This window comes from Paraburkholderia translucens (genome assembly GCF_020881035.1).
Classification (GTDB): domain Bacteria; phylum Pseudomonadota; class Gammaproteobacteria; order Burkholderiales; family Burkholderiaceae; genus Paraburkholderia; species Paraburkholderia translucens.
The window spans coordinates 142,314-160,254 of sequence record NZ_JAJITC010000013.1 but is presented as its reverse complement, the minus strand read 5'-3'; the positions used below and the strand labels follow the sequence as shown (position 1 = coordinate 160,254).

Below are 17,941 nucleotides of genomic sequence, written 5' to 3'. Positions count from 1 at the left end.
AAGCAGTTCCTGAATAAGCGCTATCGCGATGTGCGCGCAGAGACGGATGCTCGGCAAAAACAATGAAGAACGAGACTATGCGTGGCGTACTCGAATATGGCCGATAAAACAATCAATCGCTCAATGGCCGTCGCTTCAGGCGACCGACCCGTCGTGACGGTTTGCGACGGTGCTGGCGCATCGTACCCAAGTGCATGCGCACACCTGCGGCCCTCGACCGCATCGTGGACGCGCAGAGAGACGGGTGCGCGATGACGGGCGGCGGCGGAGAAACTGCCGGACTGGCAATGGAGCTGAGACGGATTCTGGATGCGCTTCCGGATCTCGTCTGGGCCGTCCATACCGATGGTACTAGCGACTTCGTCAACCGGCGCTGGTGTGAGTATACGGGCCAGGGATTTGAGCGGGCTTTGGGATATGGCTGGCGCGCGGCGATCCATCCGGACCATCTCGACGAGTTCCTCGAGGGCTGGGCGCGTGTGACGCGTTCAGACATGCCCGGCGAGATGCAGGCGTGCCTGCGCCGTTTCGACGGTCAGTATCGGTGGTTCGCGCTGCGCGTTGCGCCGGACTCGACGGAGGCGGGGACGGGAGCGCTCCGATGGTGTGTGTCCGCGAGCTACTCGGACGTCCTCGCACAATTCTCCGAAGGGCAGCGCATCAGCAAAACGGCAACCTTTACTTCGGACCTCCGTCTGGACCAGAACATTTGGTCGGACGAGTTTTTCCGCATTCTCGAGATCGATCCGTGTGAACGGCCAAGCGTCAAACTGATTCGCGACCGAGTGCATCCGGACGATCTGGATTTCTACGACCGGGAGATACGACGCGCGCTCGACGGCAACGAGAGTGACTTTACCTTTCGCATTGAGGTACCCAAGGCTGGCCTCAAGTATCTGCACTGCCTCGCGAGAGTCGTCGATTACGTTGATGGACGGCCGATTTACATAGGTACGGTGCAGGACGTCACGGAAACCAAGCGCGCCGAGGAATCCCTGCGTGCGAGTGAGCGCGCGTTAAGGGAGGTCATCGACACGATTCCCTGCCTCGCATGGTCGGCACGCGCGGATGGGTGGACCGACTTTCTCAACAAGCGCTGGCTGGAGTACACGGGCTTCACCGCGGAACAGGCAATGGGCCACGGGTGGCTCGCGGCGGTCCACCCAGACGATGTGGCGGGCATGGCTCAAGCATGGCGAGAAGCACTGGAACTCGGTGTTGGCGGCGGGGGTGCGACAGCGCGCCTACGCCGGTTTGACGGTACTTATCGGTGGTTCGTGTTCCCCTACAATTCCCAGCGCGACGAGAGCGGGAAAGTCGTCAAGTGGTACGGGACGCCGCTCGACATCGAAGATCTGAAACAAGCCGAGGCGCTGCTAGCCGGCGAAGTGCGGGTGCTGGAAATGGTCGCCCGCGGCGAGCCGCTGCTCGAAGTTCTCGGCGCGCTCTGCCGCCTCGTCGAAACACTCGTCGCGGACTGCTTTTGCAGCATCCTGATAGTCGGACCCGACCGCGCGCGATTCGGCGCGGCGGTCGGCCCGAGCCTGCCGATGGAATACAACCAGGTCCTCAACGGCATGACGATCGACGGTGCCTTCGATCCATGTTCGCTGGCGATGTTGAACAAGACACCGATAGTCACATCGGATCTCGCGAATGATCCGCGGTGGAAAGATTCAGTATGGCCTTCGCTGATGCAGACCCACGGTTACGCGTCGTGCTGGTCGACGCCGACTATGTCGGCATCGGGAGACGTATCCGGCATCTTTGCCGTCTATCGACGGGAACCCGTGAGCCCGACGCCGGAGGAGCGCAGGCTCATCGATCGGCTCGCCTATATTGCGAGCATCGCAATAGACCGCGCTCACGCGGACGAGGCTTTGTACCGGCGCGACAAGGAGCTGCGAGAGACGCTCGCCCAACTGTCCGAGGCCCAGCGCCTCGGCAAAACGGGCTGCTTCACGTGGGACGTTTTGGCCGACCGGCACGAGTGGTCAGAAGAAATCTACCGCGTCTTCGGTTATGAGTTGGGCGCGAGTGTCACTACCTCGGTCGTCACGTCGGCAGTCCATCCGGACGACCGGCCCGAGGTCGAGAAATTGTTTGCTGACGCGCCGCACGGCTGTAACTTTGACCTTCTGTTCCGCATCGTCACGCCAGCGGGCGAAACGCGGCATGTCCATATCGTCGCTCACAAGCTCGAGCACATCGCGGATCGGCCAGTGTTTCTGGGCGCACTTCAGGACGTAACAGAGATCAAAGTCGCCGAGGAGGCGCTGACGCAGGCTCGGGCGGAGCTTGCTCACGCGGCACGAATCACGGCATTCAGCGCACTGACGGCGTCGATCGCCCATGAAGTCAGTCAGCCCCTGGCCGGCATTCTCACTAACGCGAATACGTGCCTGCGCATGCTCGCCGCGGAACCGCCCGATCTCGCCGGAGCCGTGATGACCGCACGGCGTACGATCCGGGACACTAACCGGGCGACAGAAGTGATCAAACGCTTGCGCGAGCTATTTGCGAGGAGAGCGCCGACGGTTGAGCCCGTCGACCTCAACGACGTCGCCCGTGACGTAATCGCATGGTCGTCCAACGAGCTTCGTCGTGCACGCGTGGCTGTCCAAACCGATCTGGACGGGAATGTGCCCATCGTCCGCGGAGATCGCGTCCAGTTGCAGCAGGTGGTCGTGAATTTGCTGCTGAATGCGGCGGATGCAATGGCCGAAGTCGATGATCGGCCGAGGACACTTCGGCTGCAGACCCAACCCGCGGACGACGGAGGTGTCACGCTGTCGGTGCGGGATTCGGGTATCGGTGTCGACGAGCGTACGGTCGAAAAGCTTTTCCACGCTTTTTTCACCACCAAGACCAACGGCATGGGAGTTGGCCTCGCTATCAGCCGGTCCATTATCGAGGGTCACGGAGGTCGGTTATGGGCAAGGGCGAACGACGACGGTCCGGGAGCAACCTTTTCGTTCTGGATTCCCGGTACGCCAGAGAGATTCGCCACAAGCGGGTAGCTGGGTCGCCCGGCCCCATTCCCACGCGCCAAAAGCAGTAGAAACAGTGGCGCACCATGCCAAAGAACCGGCGGGTTCCGGCGATCTGGTCGCGACTGTGGTCGCGATCGGCCCCCACGCTTCACACTCGTTCGCACAGAACGTGCGGTGCGGCAATCCATCGACGTTGCCGGTTGCGAGGACTGATCTTTCGCGTGCCACGATCTGCGTCGGTTTCCGGCAGCTTGCCGCCGCCGCGGAAAAACTGAGTTGCCTGATTCCCGGCTACAAACACGCTAAAGATTCCGGAAAATAAACACCGGTACCGCACCTGAGCGGGCCCACCGCAAACCTTCGTCCACGGCATTCGCAAACGCGAACAGGCAAATGATCGAGCAGACTTCTTCTTCGCCGGGTTGGCCATTTCCGGAGTCGCCCTTCCATGCTGGCGAGCTTGCCGCTCAGTTGCGAGCGGGCTTTCAGGACGCAGCAGACGCATCCGGTCGCCGCAGCGTTCGGAATTACATGCCGGACCGGCACAGGGAGTTCTATGCGCAGCTGCCGTTGATGATCGTTGGCGGGGTCGATGGAACAGGGCAGCCGTGGGCCACTGTGCGAGTCGGGCGGCCAGGATTCGTGTGTTCGCCGGAAGCCAAAACGCTGCGGATCGCTGGCACTGCGTTGACAGGCGATCCGCTCGACGGAACGTGGCATCGCGATGCGCGCGCTGATTTGCATCGCCCATCCAGATACGGATGCGACAGACCTCACGAAAGCCCTCATGCTCGATCTCTGAAATTGTGCGTGCATCTGCAGAAAGCATCGCACTTGTTTCACCGTGTATGAACTCATGTAATCCGAATGCCCTTTATCTGTCCTGGGAGCCTCTTTAGAGTGCTATCCAGCGAGTCCGTAGAGCAAGGAGAACGGAATGTCCCAATACGACGAGATTCTCAGTCTGACCGACCGGTACTTTCAGGGTGTCTATCACGGCAATGTGGAATTGCTCACATCGCTATTCGATTCATCGGCCCAGGTGTACGGTGTGGTTTCCGGCGAGCCGTATCACAAGACGGCTGCCGACTACATTAATGGAGTGGGTAAGCGGCAAAGCCCAGCGTCTTTGGGCGAACCGTATCGAATGCGAACCCTGGCCGTCGATGTGCTAGGTCCGATCGCCAATGTTCGCCTGCATTCTCCGATGCTGGGCTTCGACTACTACCTGTATTTGACGTTCGCCCAACGTGCCGACGGCTGGAAGATCGTCAATAAGACTTTTACCCACAACCCCGCAGTATGAGAGGAGATTTGCAAATGAGCTCGAACATTGTCATCGTTTATCACAGTGGTTATGGCCATACTCAAAAAGTCGCGCAAGCGGTTGCCGACGGAAGCGGCGGGCAGCTGCTGCCTATCGATGGCGAAGGCAATCTGCCAGAAGGCGGTTGGGAAGCCCTGGACAAGGCCCGTGCCATCGTGTTCGGGAGCCCGACCTATATGGGAAATGTGAGTTGGCAGTTCAAGAAGTTCGCCGATCAGTCGTCCAAAGTGTGGGCGAGCCAAGGATGGAAGAACAAGCTCGGCGCGGCGTTCACGAATTCGGCGTCGGTGAATGGCGATAAGCAGACCACGCTTTATACGCTGTTCACCCTCGCGCAGCAGCACGGGATGCTGTGGGTTGGGACGGGCTTGATGCCGAGTAATTCGAAGGTGGCAAAGCGAAACGACATCAACTATCTGTCTTCATTCGCAGGCCTTGCGACGGCATCCCCGTCCGATGCCAGCGCGGACGAAGTACCGCAAGGCGACCTCGACACGGCGAAGCTGTTTGGCGAACGAGTGGCCGCTGCCGCAGGGCGCATCGCTTAATGAACGATCGGGAAATTCCCGGCGTCCCCGGGAATTTCCTGAATTGCGGCTGTCGCGCGGGCAGTTGACTTGAACGGGCCCGCTATCGGGGCGATAGGGACCACCGGTTGGAGAGAGCGAACGCCGGATCCCGTCACTTGCTCGTTGGTACACCCTTGCGTCGTTCACGGCTGGCTTTCGTGGTTGGCGTCCGTATCGGGCGAGCCTCCTTCGTGAGGAAATCGACGAACGCGCGCACGCGTGACGGCAACAGGCGGCTGTGCGGATAGATCAGGCTCACCGGGCGCGAGCGTCCTCCAAACGCATGAAGCACCTCGACTAGCTTGCCCTCAGCCAGGTCCTTTTCAACGATGAACTGATAGGTCTGAAACAGTCCCGCGCCAGCCTTTGCCAGCGTGACTCCGGCGAGAATGTCATCCGCGCAGTGATAGTTGCCGGTCGAAAATATTTCCTTCGGCTGGCCAGCCTCGTTGAATAGCCAAGGAATCGGTCTTCCGCTGCTCGGCAAATCGAACTGGATGCAGTCGTGCAGGGCAAGGTCCGCGAGGGTCCGCGGTAATCCCGCGCGCCGTAAATAATCGGGGCTCGCGATGACGACCAGTGCCGCATCCTCCAGATGCCTCGATATCATCATCGAATCGGACTGGGCGCGAAAGCGGATCGCTACGTCGAAGTTCTCTTCGTGGAAATCTATATTGCGGTTGCTGACGTGCAAATTGACCTGAATCTTCGGGTATGCCGCGCGAAAAACCGGGAGCAGCGGCAGCAACCGGTAGTGCCCGTAGGTCGTCGACACACTGACGCGGATGGTTCCCGATGGCTGCTCCTGCTCGCCGGCAACCTTTCGTTCTGCATCGATAAGCTGGTTGAGTGCGGTGCGGCATTCATCGAAATAGACTCGACCGCCTTCGCTCAGGCGGACATTGCGCGTGGAACGCACGAATAGCCGCACACCCAGACGTTTTTCCAGACGCGAGATCGAGCGACTGACCGCTGCGGGCGTCACGCCGGCGATATGGGCCGCCGCAGTGAAGCTGCCTGCCTCGGCGGCCAGGCAGAAAAGCTCGATGCTGCCGAGCAGCAGGTTGTCGAATTGCCGGTGCCGTTGCTTTACTCCGTCCGCCCGGGCCGTCACAGTCGTCCCGTTTTTCATTTCCGCAGCCTGATTGATATGCGCTGGTTGTGGCCGCTGGTCCGCCGCACCGGATGTGCGTAATCTCCGCCCGATCGAATGACGTGTGATGCTCGTGCCGGCCTCATGCTCTTGTGCGATCAGTTCGGGGTCGAGGTGGTGCGCGGCACCGTGCAATACGGTGCCGCCCGGCTCAGTGGCCCGCGCTCTGGCCGCCGTCCACGTGCAAGATTTCGCCGGTCACGAACGGTGCGCCATCCAGGAACAACACCGCGTTCGCTACGTCGCTCATTTCTCCCATATGTCCAATCGGATGCAGGGCACCGAGCGCCGTGTGCGTTTCCTCTCGGTGCATCGGCGACTTGATGATGCCGGGGGAAACGGCGTTGACACGAATACCACGCTTTGCGTACTCGATCGCGAGGGACTTCGTGGCTGCGTTCAGACCGCCCTTGGTCAGGGAGGCCAACACGGACGGCACGTTACTGTTGGCCTGATCGACGAGGCTCGTGGTGATCGTGACCACGTGGCCGCTGCCTTGTTTCTCCATCTGCGCGATCGCGAGTTGGGTGACGTGGTAAAAGCCTGCAAGGTTCACAGCGGTAGCGGTTGCGTAATCCTCGGCGGTGTATTGCGTAAACGGCTTCGCGATAAAGATGCCCGCGTTGTTGACGAGCGTATCGACACGGCCGAAGCGCTCGATGGCCGTTGCAATCACGCGCTCGGCGGTCTCGCGCGATGCGATGTCACCGGCGACGGCGACGAGGTTGGAATCATTCGACGTCTTGATCGAGCGGGACGTGGCAACGACACGATGTCCAAGCGCCCGAAACGACTTGACGATTTCGGCGCCGATGCCTTGCGATGCGCCCGTGACGACGACGACTTTTTGCGTATTGCTCATGATGTTATCCGGTTGTCCTGTCATGTGTTGAGAAGCGTCGGAAATTCAGTTTCCGATGAACCGACTATAGCGATGTCGCCGGGCATTTCGAACACATGGCGTGGACTAACTGTAGTGAACAGAAGGAACAAATCGCCCGGCTTGTGGTGATTCAGCTGAAACCGAGCCGAAAATTGCGGACCGTTGTCGCAAGCGGATGCGGTGACCCGGGTGCCGGTGCGTTTGACGAACCTTTAGCCGGGCGGAATCTCTGCTATGACGGCTACAATGACAGCCGCGTTGCCGGGCAACTGGTTATGCGAGAACGCCGTGCGCGCATGGCCGGCCTTTTCGCCGAGCACTGCTGATAAAAGATTCGAGGCCCCGTCGAGGACGGCCGGCTGGTTATGAAAGCCGTCAACGGAACTCACATGTCCTTCAAGTCGGACGATGTGATGCAGCCGTTCAAAACCGCCGAGGTGCCGGGAAATCTGCGCGAGCACATTGAGTGCGGCTAGCTCCGCCGCACGCTTGCCCTCGTCGATCGTCAGTTCCTTGCCAACGCGGCCGGTATACACGATCTTGCCGTTTGCGATCGGCACCTGACCGGAGATGAACAGCAAATTGCCCGCTTCACTGACCGCGGTGTAACTGCCCAACGGGCGAGGTGCTTCGGGGAGCGTAAGGCCGAGTTCGGCCAACTTTCGTTCGACGGACACGATCTTTTTCCTGTGTAAGCCTTGTGACGCGACATGACTGCCAATAAAACCATGGTCGAACTATAGCCGCAGTCAAACTGACGATAATTGACATCGACGCAAATGATTTAAAACGCGAGGTAACTAATGTCGACAGCCATTCAGCGAGATGCAGCGAAGCTCAATACACAATTCGCGTCAGTCGCCACGCTCGCTGTGACAAACAAAGGGCGAGTCAGAGCGGCCTCTGTTGCGCATTTGCAATCGAGGACTGGCTTGGTACGAGGACCCGCCATCCGTTTTAATCAATAGGAGGGCCAATGGATCGGATCGACGCGATGAAAGTGTTCATCGCCGCACTGGACGAAAACAGCCTCGCGGGCGCGGGCCGAAAACTTGGACGCTCGCCGGCGGCGGTGAGCCGGGCCATCGCGTTTCTCGAGGCGCACACCGGCACGCCGCTTTTGTACCGCACCACGCGCACGCTCAAGCTGAGCGAGGCGGGCGAGCGCTATGCGCAGGCCTGCCGGCGCATCCTCGCCGACCTCGAAGCAGCCGACATGCTGGTGGCCGATGAGCAATCCGCACCGCGCGGCCTTCTCACCGTGTCCGCGCCGGTAGCTGCGGGTGAAGACGCACTGCGCCCGTTGCTCGATGAATTTGTCGACCGTCATCCTCACGTGTCGATCCGCCTTCAATTGCTTGATCGCCCAGTGAGCCTGATCGACGAGGGCATCGACATAGCGCTGCGTTTCGCCCATCTCCCCGATTCGACGCTAGTGGCCGTACCGATCGGTGAAGTGCGGCGCGTGGTGGTCGCATCGCCGGATTACCTGGCCGCGCATCCGCCCATTCATGATCCGGCCGATCTCGCCCAGCACAGGATCATTTCCATGACCCATTTCGGGCTGGATTCGTGGAGTTTCCGTTCCGACAACCGGGCGGCCGTTCCGCAGGTGGTGCAGTTCGAACCCCGTTTGATCGTCAATACGATCCGGAGTGCCGTGGCGTCAGCGCTGGCCGGACACGGGCTCACCCGCGTCTTCTCCTATCACGTCGCTGAATACGTGAAGTCGGGTGCGCTCAAGATCGTTCTGCGCGACAACGAGCGTTCGCCTTTGCCCATTCATCTGTTGACGCCGCAAGGTCGTCTTTCCGTGCCGAAGGTGCGCGCGTTCGTCGATTTCGCCACGCCGCGTCTGCGCGAGCACTTCACCCGATTGCAACGCATTACGGATTACGATTGATCCGGTTTTCGGAAGATTGGCTTTCGCGCGCCGTGCATTCTCGCCAGTCACGCGCTCATCTAGACTGACCTCCATCGAAAAGAAGGGCGGCAAACCGCGCTTACGAATGGAGAGCGAAATGCAATCGGTAGCAGTCAATCGTTCCGCAACGGCATCGTTTAGCCTCTGGCGGGCGACCTTTTCTGGCGCCGCGGCCAGCTTGATCGGTATTGGGCTTGCGCGATTCGCCTACACGCCACTGCTGCCCGCGATAATCGGCGCGCACTGGTTTCCGGCGTCAACGGCGGCGTACCTCGGCGCGGCGAACCTCGGCGGCTATCTCATCGGCGCGCTTATCGCCGGGTCGCTTGCCCGAAGGGCGAAGGCGTCGTTTGTGCTGCGCGCATTGATGCTCATCGCGACTGTCGCGTTCGTTGCATGCGCGGCGCCCGTCTCATTCCTGTGGTTTTTCGTGTGGCGGCTTGCGTCGGGCGTTTCGGGCGGCGCGTTGATGGTGCTGGTCGCGCCGACGATACTTTCCCATGTGCCGCCGTCCCGGCGAGGTTTTGTAAGCGGAGGAATCTTCACGGGAATTGGACTAGGGATTGCTGCGTCGGGGACGATCGTACCGATCTTGCTGCGCTACGGCGTGACCGCTGCCTGGCTAGGCCTCGCGATTGTGTCGCTGTTGCTGACGATCGCGGCCTGGAACGGCTGGCCGGACGAGCCCCCGGCGGTTCACACGGCGCCGGCGGCCCATGCGCACGCACACACGCGGAACTTCCCCGTGCTCGGCGTGCGGGCTTTATACGTGGAGTACGCACTCAACGCGGTGGCCCTCGTTCCGCACATGATTTTTCTGGTGGATTTCGTCGCGCGCGGACTCGGAAAGGGGCTTGACGCGGGCGCACAGTACTGGGTGCTGTATGGACTTGGTGCGATCGTCGGGCCGCTTCTGTGCGGCCATCTCGCCGATCGCACCGGATTTGGCCCCGCGCTGCGCGTCGCGCGGATCATTCAGATCGTGGCTGTTGCAATTCCGGTGTTCGGGCTTGGTTCGATTGGACTAATGATATCCAGTGTCGTGGTCGGCGCGTTCACGCCCGGAATCGTCCCGCTCGCTCTCGGCCGTGTGAACGAGCTGCTCGCTCATCACCCGGGCGCAGTGAAAGAAACATGGAGTCGCGCGACGACTGCCTTCGCCGTGATGCAGGCGCTTGCCGCGTACGGTCTCTCGTTTGTCTTCTCGGCGACCGGTGGAGACTACGTTGTGCTGTTCGCGATCGGTGCGGCCGCGCTGATTGTCGCTCAGGCGGTGGATCTATTTGTGGCACTGAAGGCAACATGACATTTCGTGCTTTCGTCTCATTGGTACGCACGAGAAACGGCGGACAACGACACATGCAACGCAATTTCGACGACCTGCTGCTTGGCAGCATCGAGCTGTTCTGCCTCGCGGCCGAGCTCGGCAGCTTCACGCTTGCGGCGAATGCAGCGAGTGTCACGCCGGCGGCGGTAAGTCGCTCCGTCGGCAGATTGGAGGAGCGCCTCGGCGTGCGGCTGTTCGTGCGCACAACCCGGCAAATCCGGCTCACCGACGCGGGGCAGCGCTACTTCGAGCAATGCCGACAGGCGCTGTCGCAACTCGTCGATGCCCAACGCGAAGTGACTGGCCAACAAACGACGCCGGCCGGCGTGCTCCGGATCAGCATGCCGACGCCGTACGGGCACTACCGTGTGCTACCGCTTCTTGCGGCATTTCGCGAGCGTTTCCCGCGTGTGCAGGTGGAGACCCACCTGAGCAACCGCAATATCGATTTCGCGGACGAGGGTTTTGATCTGGCGATTCGCGGCCGCGCGCCCGAGGACTCGAGCCTCATCGCGCGCAAGCTCGAGGACGCGGAACTGGTCGTCGTGGCGACGCCGAGCTACCTGAAACGGGCCGGTGTACCGGAATCGGTCGATGACCTTCGCTCACACGAATGTATCCAATTCGAATTGCCGAGCAGCGGGCGCAACCTCACGTGGACCTTCGCCGATGAGTCTGGCGAATTCGACGTGTCGACCAACGGCAGCTACAGAACATCGGGCGATGCGCTCGCCGGCATCACGCTCGCACGCAGCGGCGCGGGATTGTTTCAAACGTATCGCTTTCTTGTCGAGGAGGATTTGCGCGAGGGGCGCCTTGTCGAGGTATTGCGCAAGTACGGCGGACGTTCGCGCCCATTCATTCTGCTGTATCCGCATGCGCGTCACCTTTCGTCTCGGGTGAGGGTATTCGTGGATTTTCTGCTCGAGCAGTTGGCGCAGCCCCCGCAGAATCCGGCGCAGCAACGGCTCACCCGGGTTCAGTAGCTTTTCTTTCCGCGGCGGGCGCAGTCCTGTGTGCCTCTACGCCAATGCCATTCAAAGAGCGGTGATTTGCCCCTCTGGGCCGCGGCCGCTGGAAAAATAGCGTTGCTTCGTTAGAACAAATAGCAGCGATCCGCGACGCTACCATCGGGGTGTGCGGTCGCGGCACTATGCTCCCTGTTGCGATTTGGGACCCTTTTGCGAAAGGAGAGAGAAATGGCGGAGAAGATCGATTCACGTCGTCGCAACGTCATTGGCGCGGGGGCCATGCTGTTGGCGGCCGGGCAGTTCGGTGCGCTGGAGTCCGCGAACGCGCAGCCTCATGCTTCGACTTCGACAGCGCCGCCCGTGAAGGCAGAAAGTCACACAACCCTCGGGCCACTCAAGGGAATCGATGCGGGACTACTCAACGTCGCCTACGCCGACGTGGGACCGGCCAACGGTCCGGCTGTGGTTCTGCTGCATGGCTGGCCTTACGATATTCATAGTTTCGTCGATGTTGCACCGTTGCTCGCGTCGGCCGGATATCGCGTGGTGGTGCCGTATTTGCGCGGCTACGGCACGACGCGCTTCCTGTCCGACGAAACGATGCGGAACGGACAACCGGCCGCGCTCGCGGCCGATGTGGTTGCACTCATGGATGCGCTCGACGTTCGTCAGGCCATTCTCGCCGGCTTCGACTGGGGCGCGCGTTCGGCCGATATCGTCGCCGCACTGTGGCCGCAGCGCTGCAAGGCGCTGGTCTCGGTGAGCGGATACCTGATCGGTAGTCAGAAGAGCGGCATTGCACCATTGCCGCCGGAGGCAGAGTTCCAGTGGTGGTACCAGTTCTATTTCGCCACGGATCGTGGTCAGGCGGGCTACCAGCAGCATACGCACGAGTTCGCGAAACTGATCTGGAAACTGGCTTCGCCAAAATGGAAGTTCGACGACTCCGTCTTCGAGCGCAGTGCGTCAGCATTCGACAATCCCGACCATGTTGCCATAACGATTCACAATTACCGGTGGCGGCTGGGGCTCGTGAGCGGTGAAACCAAATACGATGCGCTCGAGCAACAACTTGCTGCGGCTCCGGTTATTCGAGTCCCGACCATCTCGCTGGAGGGCGATGCCAACGGCGCGCCTCATCCAGACCCCGGTGTGTACGCGACAAGGTTCACAGGAAAGTACGAGCACCGCACGGTCACGGGCGGCGTGGGCCATAACCTTCCTCAGGAAGCACCGCAAGCATTCGCTCAAGCGGTGATCGACGTCGACCGGCTTTAGGCGCGGCACTCCCGCGTAGGCCCAGGCGCTCGTCGCTCGCATACCGGCGACGCCGGTTCGATAGAAGCGCAAGGCAGCGCGGGACATCTGCACAACGAGGGTGTGGCTGGCAGTTAGCGTGCCGACAAAAGCGTGCGTTCGAGGAATTCTCGCGTCAAGTGCGCGACCTCGTCGGTGGCCTCGTCCAGCGCAAAGTGACCGGCATCGATCAGATGAACTTCCGCATCGGGGACGTCGCGCTGATACGCATGGGCGCCTTCAACGGCGAATGACGGATCATGGCGCCCCCATACCACCAATAACGGCGGACGCCGCGCTCGCAGCCAGGCCTGCCAGCGTGGATAGGCGGCTACGTTGTTGCGGTAGTCATAAAAGAGCTCGGTCTGAATATCGACCTGTCCCGGGCGACAGAGAAAGGCGTATTCATCGCACCAGGCGTCGGGGTCGTAGCGTTGCGGGTTCGGGCTGTGGCCGACATGCCGCAGTCGCGTCGCTTCAAATGAAATCAGATTCTCGCGAAGCGCCGCTTCGTGCGCCGCACGGTCGCGCCAAAAGGCCTTTCTTGTGTCCCACAACGGCCCGAGTCCTTCTTCATGCGCAACCGCGTTTTGCACGACAAGCGCCGAAATCGCTGCCGGGCGCGCTTGCGCCAAACGGAAACCGACCGGCCCACCGTAATCCTGCATGAACAATGCGTAGCGTTCGAGTTGCAATGCGTCGAGCCAACGTTCGATGACCTCGGCCAGATGATCGAACGTGTAGGCAAAGCTCTGCGGAGCGGGAGCGCTGCTATGTCCGAAGCCAGGGAAATCGGGAGCAAGCACGTGATAGCGATCAGCCAGCAGCGGGATCAGTGTCTCGTACATGCGCGACGACGAAGGAAAGCCATGCAGTAGCACCACCGCGGGTGCATCAGAATGCCCGGCTTCGCGGTAAAAGATGTTCAGACCGTCAATCTGCAACGTCGCGTAGCGAATCGTGCCACGGGTGGAATGCATGGCAAAGCTCCTATGTTGAATGAGAACATCAGTACGACATTCGATCGGAACAAGCCGGTAAATCTCTGCAAGTTACACCGCGAATTTTTCCGCTGGTACGCCATATGTCCGCCTGTACGGACGATGTTTCCCGCATGCGGAGTTGAACGTGGACTGGATTGTGTCACGGCTCGCGGCGCCGTGCCAGCCCATGAAGCGTGACGCTTGAGCGTTGCACATTGGAAATATTGTTTCTCGCGAAATCAAATAGCGACCAATACCATAGTACTAGCGACAGGCCGATCGGCCACGGCATACACTGCCCGTATGATGTTTTGGGAAACTGCATCAATAAAACGAGACCGGTGCGAACGCTGGGATTTCAATGAATTTCTTCAAGCGCAGCAAAACCGTGACATCGAACGGAGCGCGGACTATCAACCACCGACTGATTTACATCGATACGTTGCCGATCGAAATGCGTGTAACTCGCCGTAGTAGCCAAAGCAAGATGCGTCGCTCTCGTACTACATGCAAAACGGTTTTTTTCGCGCCACGTCGGCGAGCGGCGCGGCACGTTCGTTGAACAAATCAATTCGGGCTCGGTAGTGCCCTTTCAGGCCAGTCCGCTGCTTATTTATCGCGGTGAGATTACGGCTTTGTCATGGAGACAGGATAGTGATACACGAAAAAGTCACGGCGAAAGCCGCAATGAACGCGAACGGGACGAACGACGGTTGATGCCGTCGTGCACGCAGCGTGGCTGCATCTTGTCGAGCGCTTCATTGCACTGGCAGCCAAAGAGGGCTTTCCCACTTCTTGAGCGCTTCGAGAAAGGCTTTCAATTTCGATGGCGTAAAGCGACGCGTCGGATAGACAGCGTGCACGAATATCTCCGGTGACGACCAGTCCGGCAAAACGCGAACCAGTTCTCCGCTGGCGATCAGCGCGTCGGAATAGCTCGAAGGAAGCAGTGCAATGCCGTGTCCGCGGCGCGCAAACGCGCTGACGATGTGAAAGTCACGCGCGGCGACGGGACCTGTCACGGGCACGCTGACCGACTCGCCGCCACGAACCAGATGCCATTGCGTCTCGTTGTTTCTGGCATTGATCAGCACGCACGGATGTTCGCTGATGTCTTCCGGCCGGGTCGGAAGAGAATGATTGCGCGCGTACTCCGCGGAAACGACAAGATGCCGGACACTTCTTCCGACGCGTTGGGCGATCAGATTCGAGTCCTGCAGGTTGCCGAAGCGAATCGCCACGTCGACGTTTTCGGCGATAAGGTCGAGGAACAGGTTGGTGAAGTACAGGTCCACCCGGATGCCCGGATAGTCCTTCAAAAACGACGACAGAAATGCATAAAACGGCTCTTGTTCCAGCATCACGGGCGCGGAGATGCGCAACAAACCCTCCGGCCTCTTTTGCGTCTGGGTGATTACCCGCTGCGCGTCGTACAGCAGGCTAAGCGGCTCGCTGCATTGCTCGAAATAGGCATGTCCCTGTGCTGTCAGGCCGAGCTTGCGGGTCGTGCGTTGCAGAAGAATTACGCCGAGGCGTTCCTCGAGCGCGTTCACTTTTCGGCTCACGGTAGAGACGGGCATGCCAAGCGCTTGCGCCGCACGACTGAAGCTCCTGAATTGCGCCACCCGGACAAAAATGGCGATGTCGTTCAAGTCGGCCCAATCGGTCATGCTCGACCTTTGCGTAGATGAAAAATAGATTTCAGGGATTCCAGTCTAATCAAAAATGTATTCCAGGGCGACACTCCTCCTCCGCGATCCGTTTTCGCATTCACCTCGCACTCAGGAGCAGGAACATGAGCAATGCTACTCAACAACCCTTTAAGCGCGTCTGGTTCATCACGGGCGCTTCGCGCGGCTTTGGCGCGCTGATCGCAGCAGCCGCTATCGCCGATGGCAACGCCGTCGTCGCGACAGGCCGCAATGCCGCCGCGATAGCCGAGCGGCTCGGCGCGTCGCCCGCTTTGCTGACCGTTGCGCTCGACGTCACCAACGAGGCTCAAGCCAAAGCGGCCGTCGAGGCCGCGGTCGAAAGGTTCGGCCGCATCGATGTGCTGATCAACAACGCCGGTTACGGCTTGCTCGCCGCCGTCGAGGAATCGGGCGACGCCGACGTGCGCCGCATCTTCGATACCAATGTCTTCGGGCTGCTGAGTGTGACCCGGGCCGTGCTGCCCGTCATGCGCAAACAGCGCTCGGGTCACGTGATCAACATTTCGTCGATAGTCGGGTACCAGGCGTTCGCAGGCGTTGGCGTGTACAGCGCGACGAAGTTCGCCGTCGAAGGCATTACCGAAGCCCTGCACGCCGAACTGAAGCCGCTCGGCATTCACGCGAGCCTGATCGAACCGGGCTTCTTCCGCACCGACTTTCTCGATGCGTCGTCGCTCGCTGTCGGCAAGGAAATCATCGACGACTACGCTGAGACGTCGGGAAAGCTGCGTCACGCGGCAATCGAGCTGAATCACAACCAGCCGGGTGATCCGAAAAAGCTGGCAACGGCTGTCATTGCGCTGGTGGATGCGCCAACGCCGCCGCTGCGCCTGCCACTCGGCACGGACACGCTGAAAGCGATCGCAGACAAGAACGCGTTCGTGACGAACGAAACGCAGACGTGGGCGACCGTGTCGCGGTCCACTGATTTCCCGGCTTGAAGACTCTGTTCCCGCTATCAGGCCGTTGTGTTCGACAAGTGAGCGTGATGCAGGCAGTAACGACGCCGACGACAGGCCGGGATAACCCTGGCCTGTTTGAAGGGGAGCACGTTCATCGAGACTCGCGGGCATTTTGCCCGGCTTTCCCGCGCTCAGAGAAGAGTCGGCCGCAACGCGAGTCTCGGTAAATCGGAAGCGATGACATCGATGAATGGTTCAGAAGCGGTGTCCACCTCCGTTGCGGGGCGAGCAGACGGCTTTTGTCGTCGTCGGAAAGCGGATCGCCGCCCGGGTAGCGCGACAGCAACGAGGGCAATGTATCCGCATACACGGCGTCATTGGGTTGCCACGGCTTGCGGCGGGACGCGATTTGGACGATAGCGTCGTGCGCCGCCGCGCTCCATCTTCCGGCGAACGAGACAACGTGCTGGAGCGTGCGGTCGAAAGGGCGAAAGGAAGCGAAGCGAGCAGTTGCACGAAACGTCGTCTTCCGGGCGGATGACGTGGGAGGCCGGTTGGGTTCACGATGTTTCTCCTGCGCGGTTGTCTTCATCGCGCCGGGTGCCGAAGTTCAGCACTCGCCGCGCGCGCAGATGGCGTGGACCGGCGCGCCGACCAACGGTACGTCGCAACGACGACGAGCCCTAGCACCGCCAGAGCCAGCCCGACGTAGACAGTCGTCAAAACGTTCTCGCCCACGAGAGCCAGTCCGCCAAGAAAGGAGCCGCCCGATATGCCGAGGTTGAACGCCGCCACGTTGAGCCCGGCAGCCGTCCCGACCGCTTGCGGCGCCACGCGCCGCGAAATCAGAACGACGGTGGCCTGCATGATCGGAGGAACAGCGAATGCGAACGCGCCCCAGACGAACAGGTTGACCATGACCAGGACCGGCTGATGCGCGCTGGCCCAAAGAGCGGCCACGGACGCGGCGAGTCCCGTCAACGTGACGTTCATGCTGAGCCTCGGCCCATAACGATCGGAAAGCCGGCCTCCGCCGATGGTTCCGACGACCGACCCGAGCCCAAAGACCATCAGGCCCTGCGTTACGCCTTCATTGCTCAGGCCGGTGGTATGGGTCAACAACGGCGACAGGTAGGTGAATACGGCAAACGTCGCGCCCATGCCGAGCGCGGCCAAAGCGTATAGCGGCATCAACGCGCGGCTTTTGAATAGGGCGAGTTGAGAGAGGATTGTGCCGGAACTGCGCTGCGACGGGAGAGGCGGCAGGAGCCACCAGAGTCCCGCCGTCGCAAGCGAGCCCATTGCAGCGACGACGAGAAAGGGCAGTCGCCAGCCCATCAAATCGCCCAGCCACGTGCCGCCTGGCACGCCGGTCACCATGGCGACAGTCAGCCCGCTGACCATGATGGCGACAGCCCGCCCCGATTTCTCCGTCGGCACGACCGACATTGCAACGGTCGTCCCGAGCCCGAAAAAGACGCCGTGTGCGACGGCCATGACGATCCGGATGGCAAGCAGCGCCGGAAATGCGCCTGAGAGTCCGGCGGCGAGATTGCAAAGCGTGAAGATCGCCATCAACGCGAGCAGCAATGCCCTGCGAGGCAACCGCGCGGTCACGGCGGAAACCAGCGGCGTGCCGACCGTGATTGCCAGCGCGTAAAAGCTCACCAGCAATCCGGCCGTCGGTACCGTGATGCCGAATGCCGTCGCAATGTCCGGCAATAACCCGACGATGACGAACTCTGTCGTTCCGATCGCGAAAGCGGCGAACGCGAGAGAAAACACTGCTGCAGGCATGAAGCACTCCTCGATGAAGTCAATGGGTTCGCGCCGCGTTCGTGCGAGCGGATGAACGGGCACGGTCGCGCGCGCCACGGCCCCTTCGGTTCCTGGGCGAGTGA

General features: G+C 60.8%; 15 protein-coding genes and 1 pseudogene. 10 read left to right on the top strand and 6 right to left on the bottom strand.

What is annotated here, in order from left to right:
* The first annotated feature begins 194 nt into the window (after positions 1-194).
* The 5 genes and pseudogenes from LJ655_RS22640 (at position 195) to LJ655_RS22620 (ending at position 4,868) form a co-directional block, all read left to right on the top strand.
* The gene (locus LJ655_RS22640; protein ID WP_230563450.1) at positions 195-3,020 is read left to right on the top strand and encodes a PAS domain-containing protein; all 2,826 of its coding nucleotides are present in this window, start codon (positions 195-197) and stop codon (positions 3,018-3,020) included.
* 46 nt (positions 3,021-3,066) lie between these two features.
* Entirely contained in the window at positions 3,067-3,315 is a 249-nt protein-coding gene (locus LJ655_RS22635) for a hypothetical protein (protein WP_230563449.1), read from the top strand.
* A gap of 71 nt (positions 3,316-3,386) precedes the next feature.
* Positions 3,387-3,710 (top strand): annotated as a pseudogene (locus LJ655_RS22630) (pyridoxamine 5'-phosphate oxidase family protein); the annotation flags it as partial.
* Between the two features lie 220 nt (positions 3,711-3,930).
* Positions 3,931-4,299 (top strand): nuclear transport factor 2 family protein, encoded by a 369-nt coding sequence (locus tag LJ655_RS22625; protein WP_230563448.1) that lies wholly within the window; start codon positions 3,931-3,933, stop codon positions 4,297-4,299.
* 14 nt (positions 4,300-4,313) lie between these two features.
* On the top strand, positions 4,314-4,868 hold the full coding sequence (locus tag LJ655_RS22620; RefSeq protein ID WP_230563447.1) for a flavodoxin family protein: 555 nt from the start codon (positions 4,314-4,316) through the stop codon (positions 4,866-4,868).
* Between the two features lie 133 nt (positions 4,869-5,001).
* Here LJ655_RS22620 and LJ655_RS22615 read toward each other — a convergent pair whose 3' ends face one another.
* The 3 genes from LJ655_RS22615 to LJ655_RS22605 all read right to left on the bottom strand — a co-directional run bounded on the left by LJ655_RS22615 (position 5,002) and on the right by LJ655_RS22605 (position 7,602).
* Positions 5,002-6,021 carry a LysR family transcriptional regulator gene (locus tag LJ655_RS22615; protein ID WP_230563479.1) on the bottom strand — a complete coding sequence of 340 codons (1,020 nt, stop codon included), beginning with the start codon at positions 6,019-6,021 and terminating at the stop codon, positions 5,002-5,004.
* 172 nt (positions 6,022-6,193) lie between these two features.
* Positions 6,194-6,904, bottom strand: coding sequence for an SDR family NAD(P)-dependent oxidoreductase (locus tag LJ655_RS22610; protein WP_230563446.1), 711 nt, complete (start codon positions 6,902-6,904; stop codon positions 6,194-6,196).
* A gap of 233 nt (positions 6,905-7,137) precedes the next feature.
* The gene (locus tag LJ655_RS22605) at positions 7,138-7,602 is read right to left on the bottom strand and encodes a RidA family protein (protein WP_230563445.1); all 465 of its coding nucleotides are present in this window, start codon (positions 7,600-7,602) and stop codon (positions 7,138-7,140) included.
* A gap of 299 nt (positions 7,603-7,901) precedes the next feature.
* Between LJ655_RS22605 and LJ655_RS22600 the strand changes: the two genes are divergently transcribed.
* The 4 genes from LJ655_RS22600 (at position 7,902) to LJ655_RS22585 (ending at position 12,425) form a co-directional block, all read left to right on the top strand.
* On the top strand, positions 7,902-8,828 hold the full coding sequence (locus LJ655_RS22600) for a LysR family transcriptional regulator (protein WP_230563444.1): 927 nt from the start codon (positions 7,902-7,904) through the stop codon (positions 8,826-8,828).
* A gap of 118 nt (positions 8,829-8,946) precedes the next feature.
* Positions 8,947-10,155: a YbfB/YjiJ family MFS transporter gene (locus LJ655_RS22595; protein ID WP_230563443.1), complete on the top strand. Its 1,209-nt coding sequence runs from the start codon at positions 8,947-8,949 to the stop codon at positions 10,153-10,155.
* 53 nt (positions 10,156-10,208) lie between these two features.
* Positions 10,209-11,162, top strand: a complete 954-nt coding sequence (locus LJ655_RS22590) for a LysR family transcriptional regulator (protein ID WP_230563442.1) — start codon at positions 10,209-10,211, stop codon at positions 11,160-11,162.
* A gap of 213 nt (positions 11,163-11,375) precedes the next feature.
* Complete coding sequence (locus LJ655_RS22585; RefSeq protein ID WP_230563441.1) at positions 11,376-12,425, top strand: alpha/beta fold hydrolase; 1,050 nt, start codon at positions 11,376-11,378, stop codon at positions 12,423-12,425.
* Between the two features lie 113 nt (positions 12,426-12,538).
* Here LJ655_RS22585 and LJ655_RS22580 read toward each other — a convergent pair whose 3' ends face one another.
* Both LJ655_RS22580 and LJ655_RS22575 read right to left on the bottom strand, forming a co-directional pair.
* A complete protein-coding gene (locus tag LJ655_RS22580; protein WP_230563440.1) occupies positions 12,539-13,423 on the bottom strand; it encodes an alpha/beta fold hydrolase in 885 nt (294 codons plus the stop codon).
* A 761-nt stretch (positions 13,424-14,184) separates the two neighbouring features.
* Entirely contained in the window at positions 14,185-15,096 is a 912-nt protein-coding gene (locus LJ655_RS22575; protein WP_230563439.1) for a LysR family transcriptional regulator, read from the bottom strand.
* Positions 15,097-15,221: 125 nt separating this feature from the next.
* On the opposite strand from LJ655_RS22575, the gene LJ655_RS22570 reads away from it, so the two are divergent.
* Positions 15,222-16,079 (top strand): oxidoreductase, encoded by an 858-nt coding sequence (locus LJ655_RS22570; protein ID WP_230563438.1) that lies wholly within the window; start codon positions 15,222-15,224, stop codon positions 16,077-16,079.
* Positions 16,080-16,628: 549 nt separating this feature from the next.
* Here LJ655_RS22570 and LJ655_RS22565 read toward each other — a convergent pair.
* Positions 16,629-17,915 carry an MFS transporter gene (locus LJ655_RS22565; RefSeq protein ID WP_230563437.1) on the bottom strand — a complete coding sequence of 429 codons (1,287 nt, stop codon included), beginning with the start codon at positions 17,913-17,915 and terminating at the stop codon, positions 16,629-16,631.
* Positions 17,916-17,941: the final 26 nt, after the last annotated feature.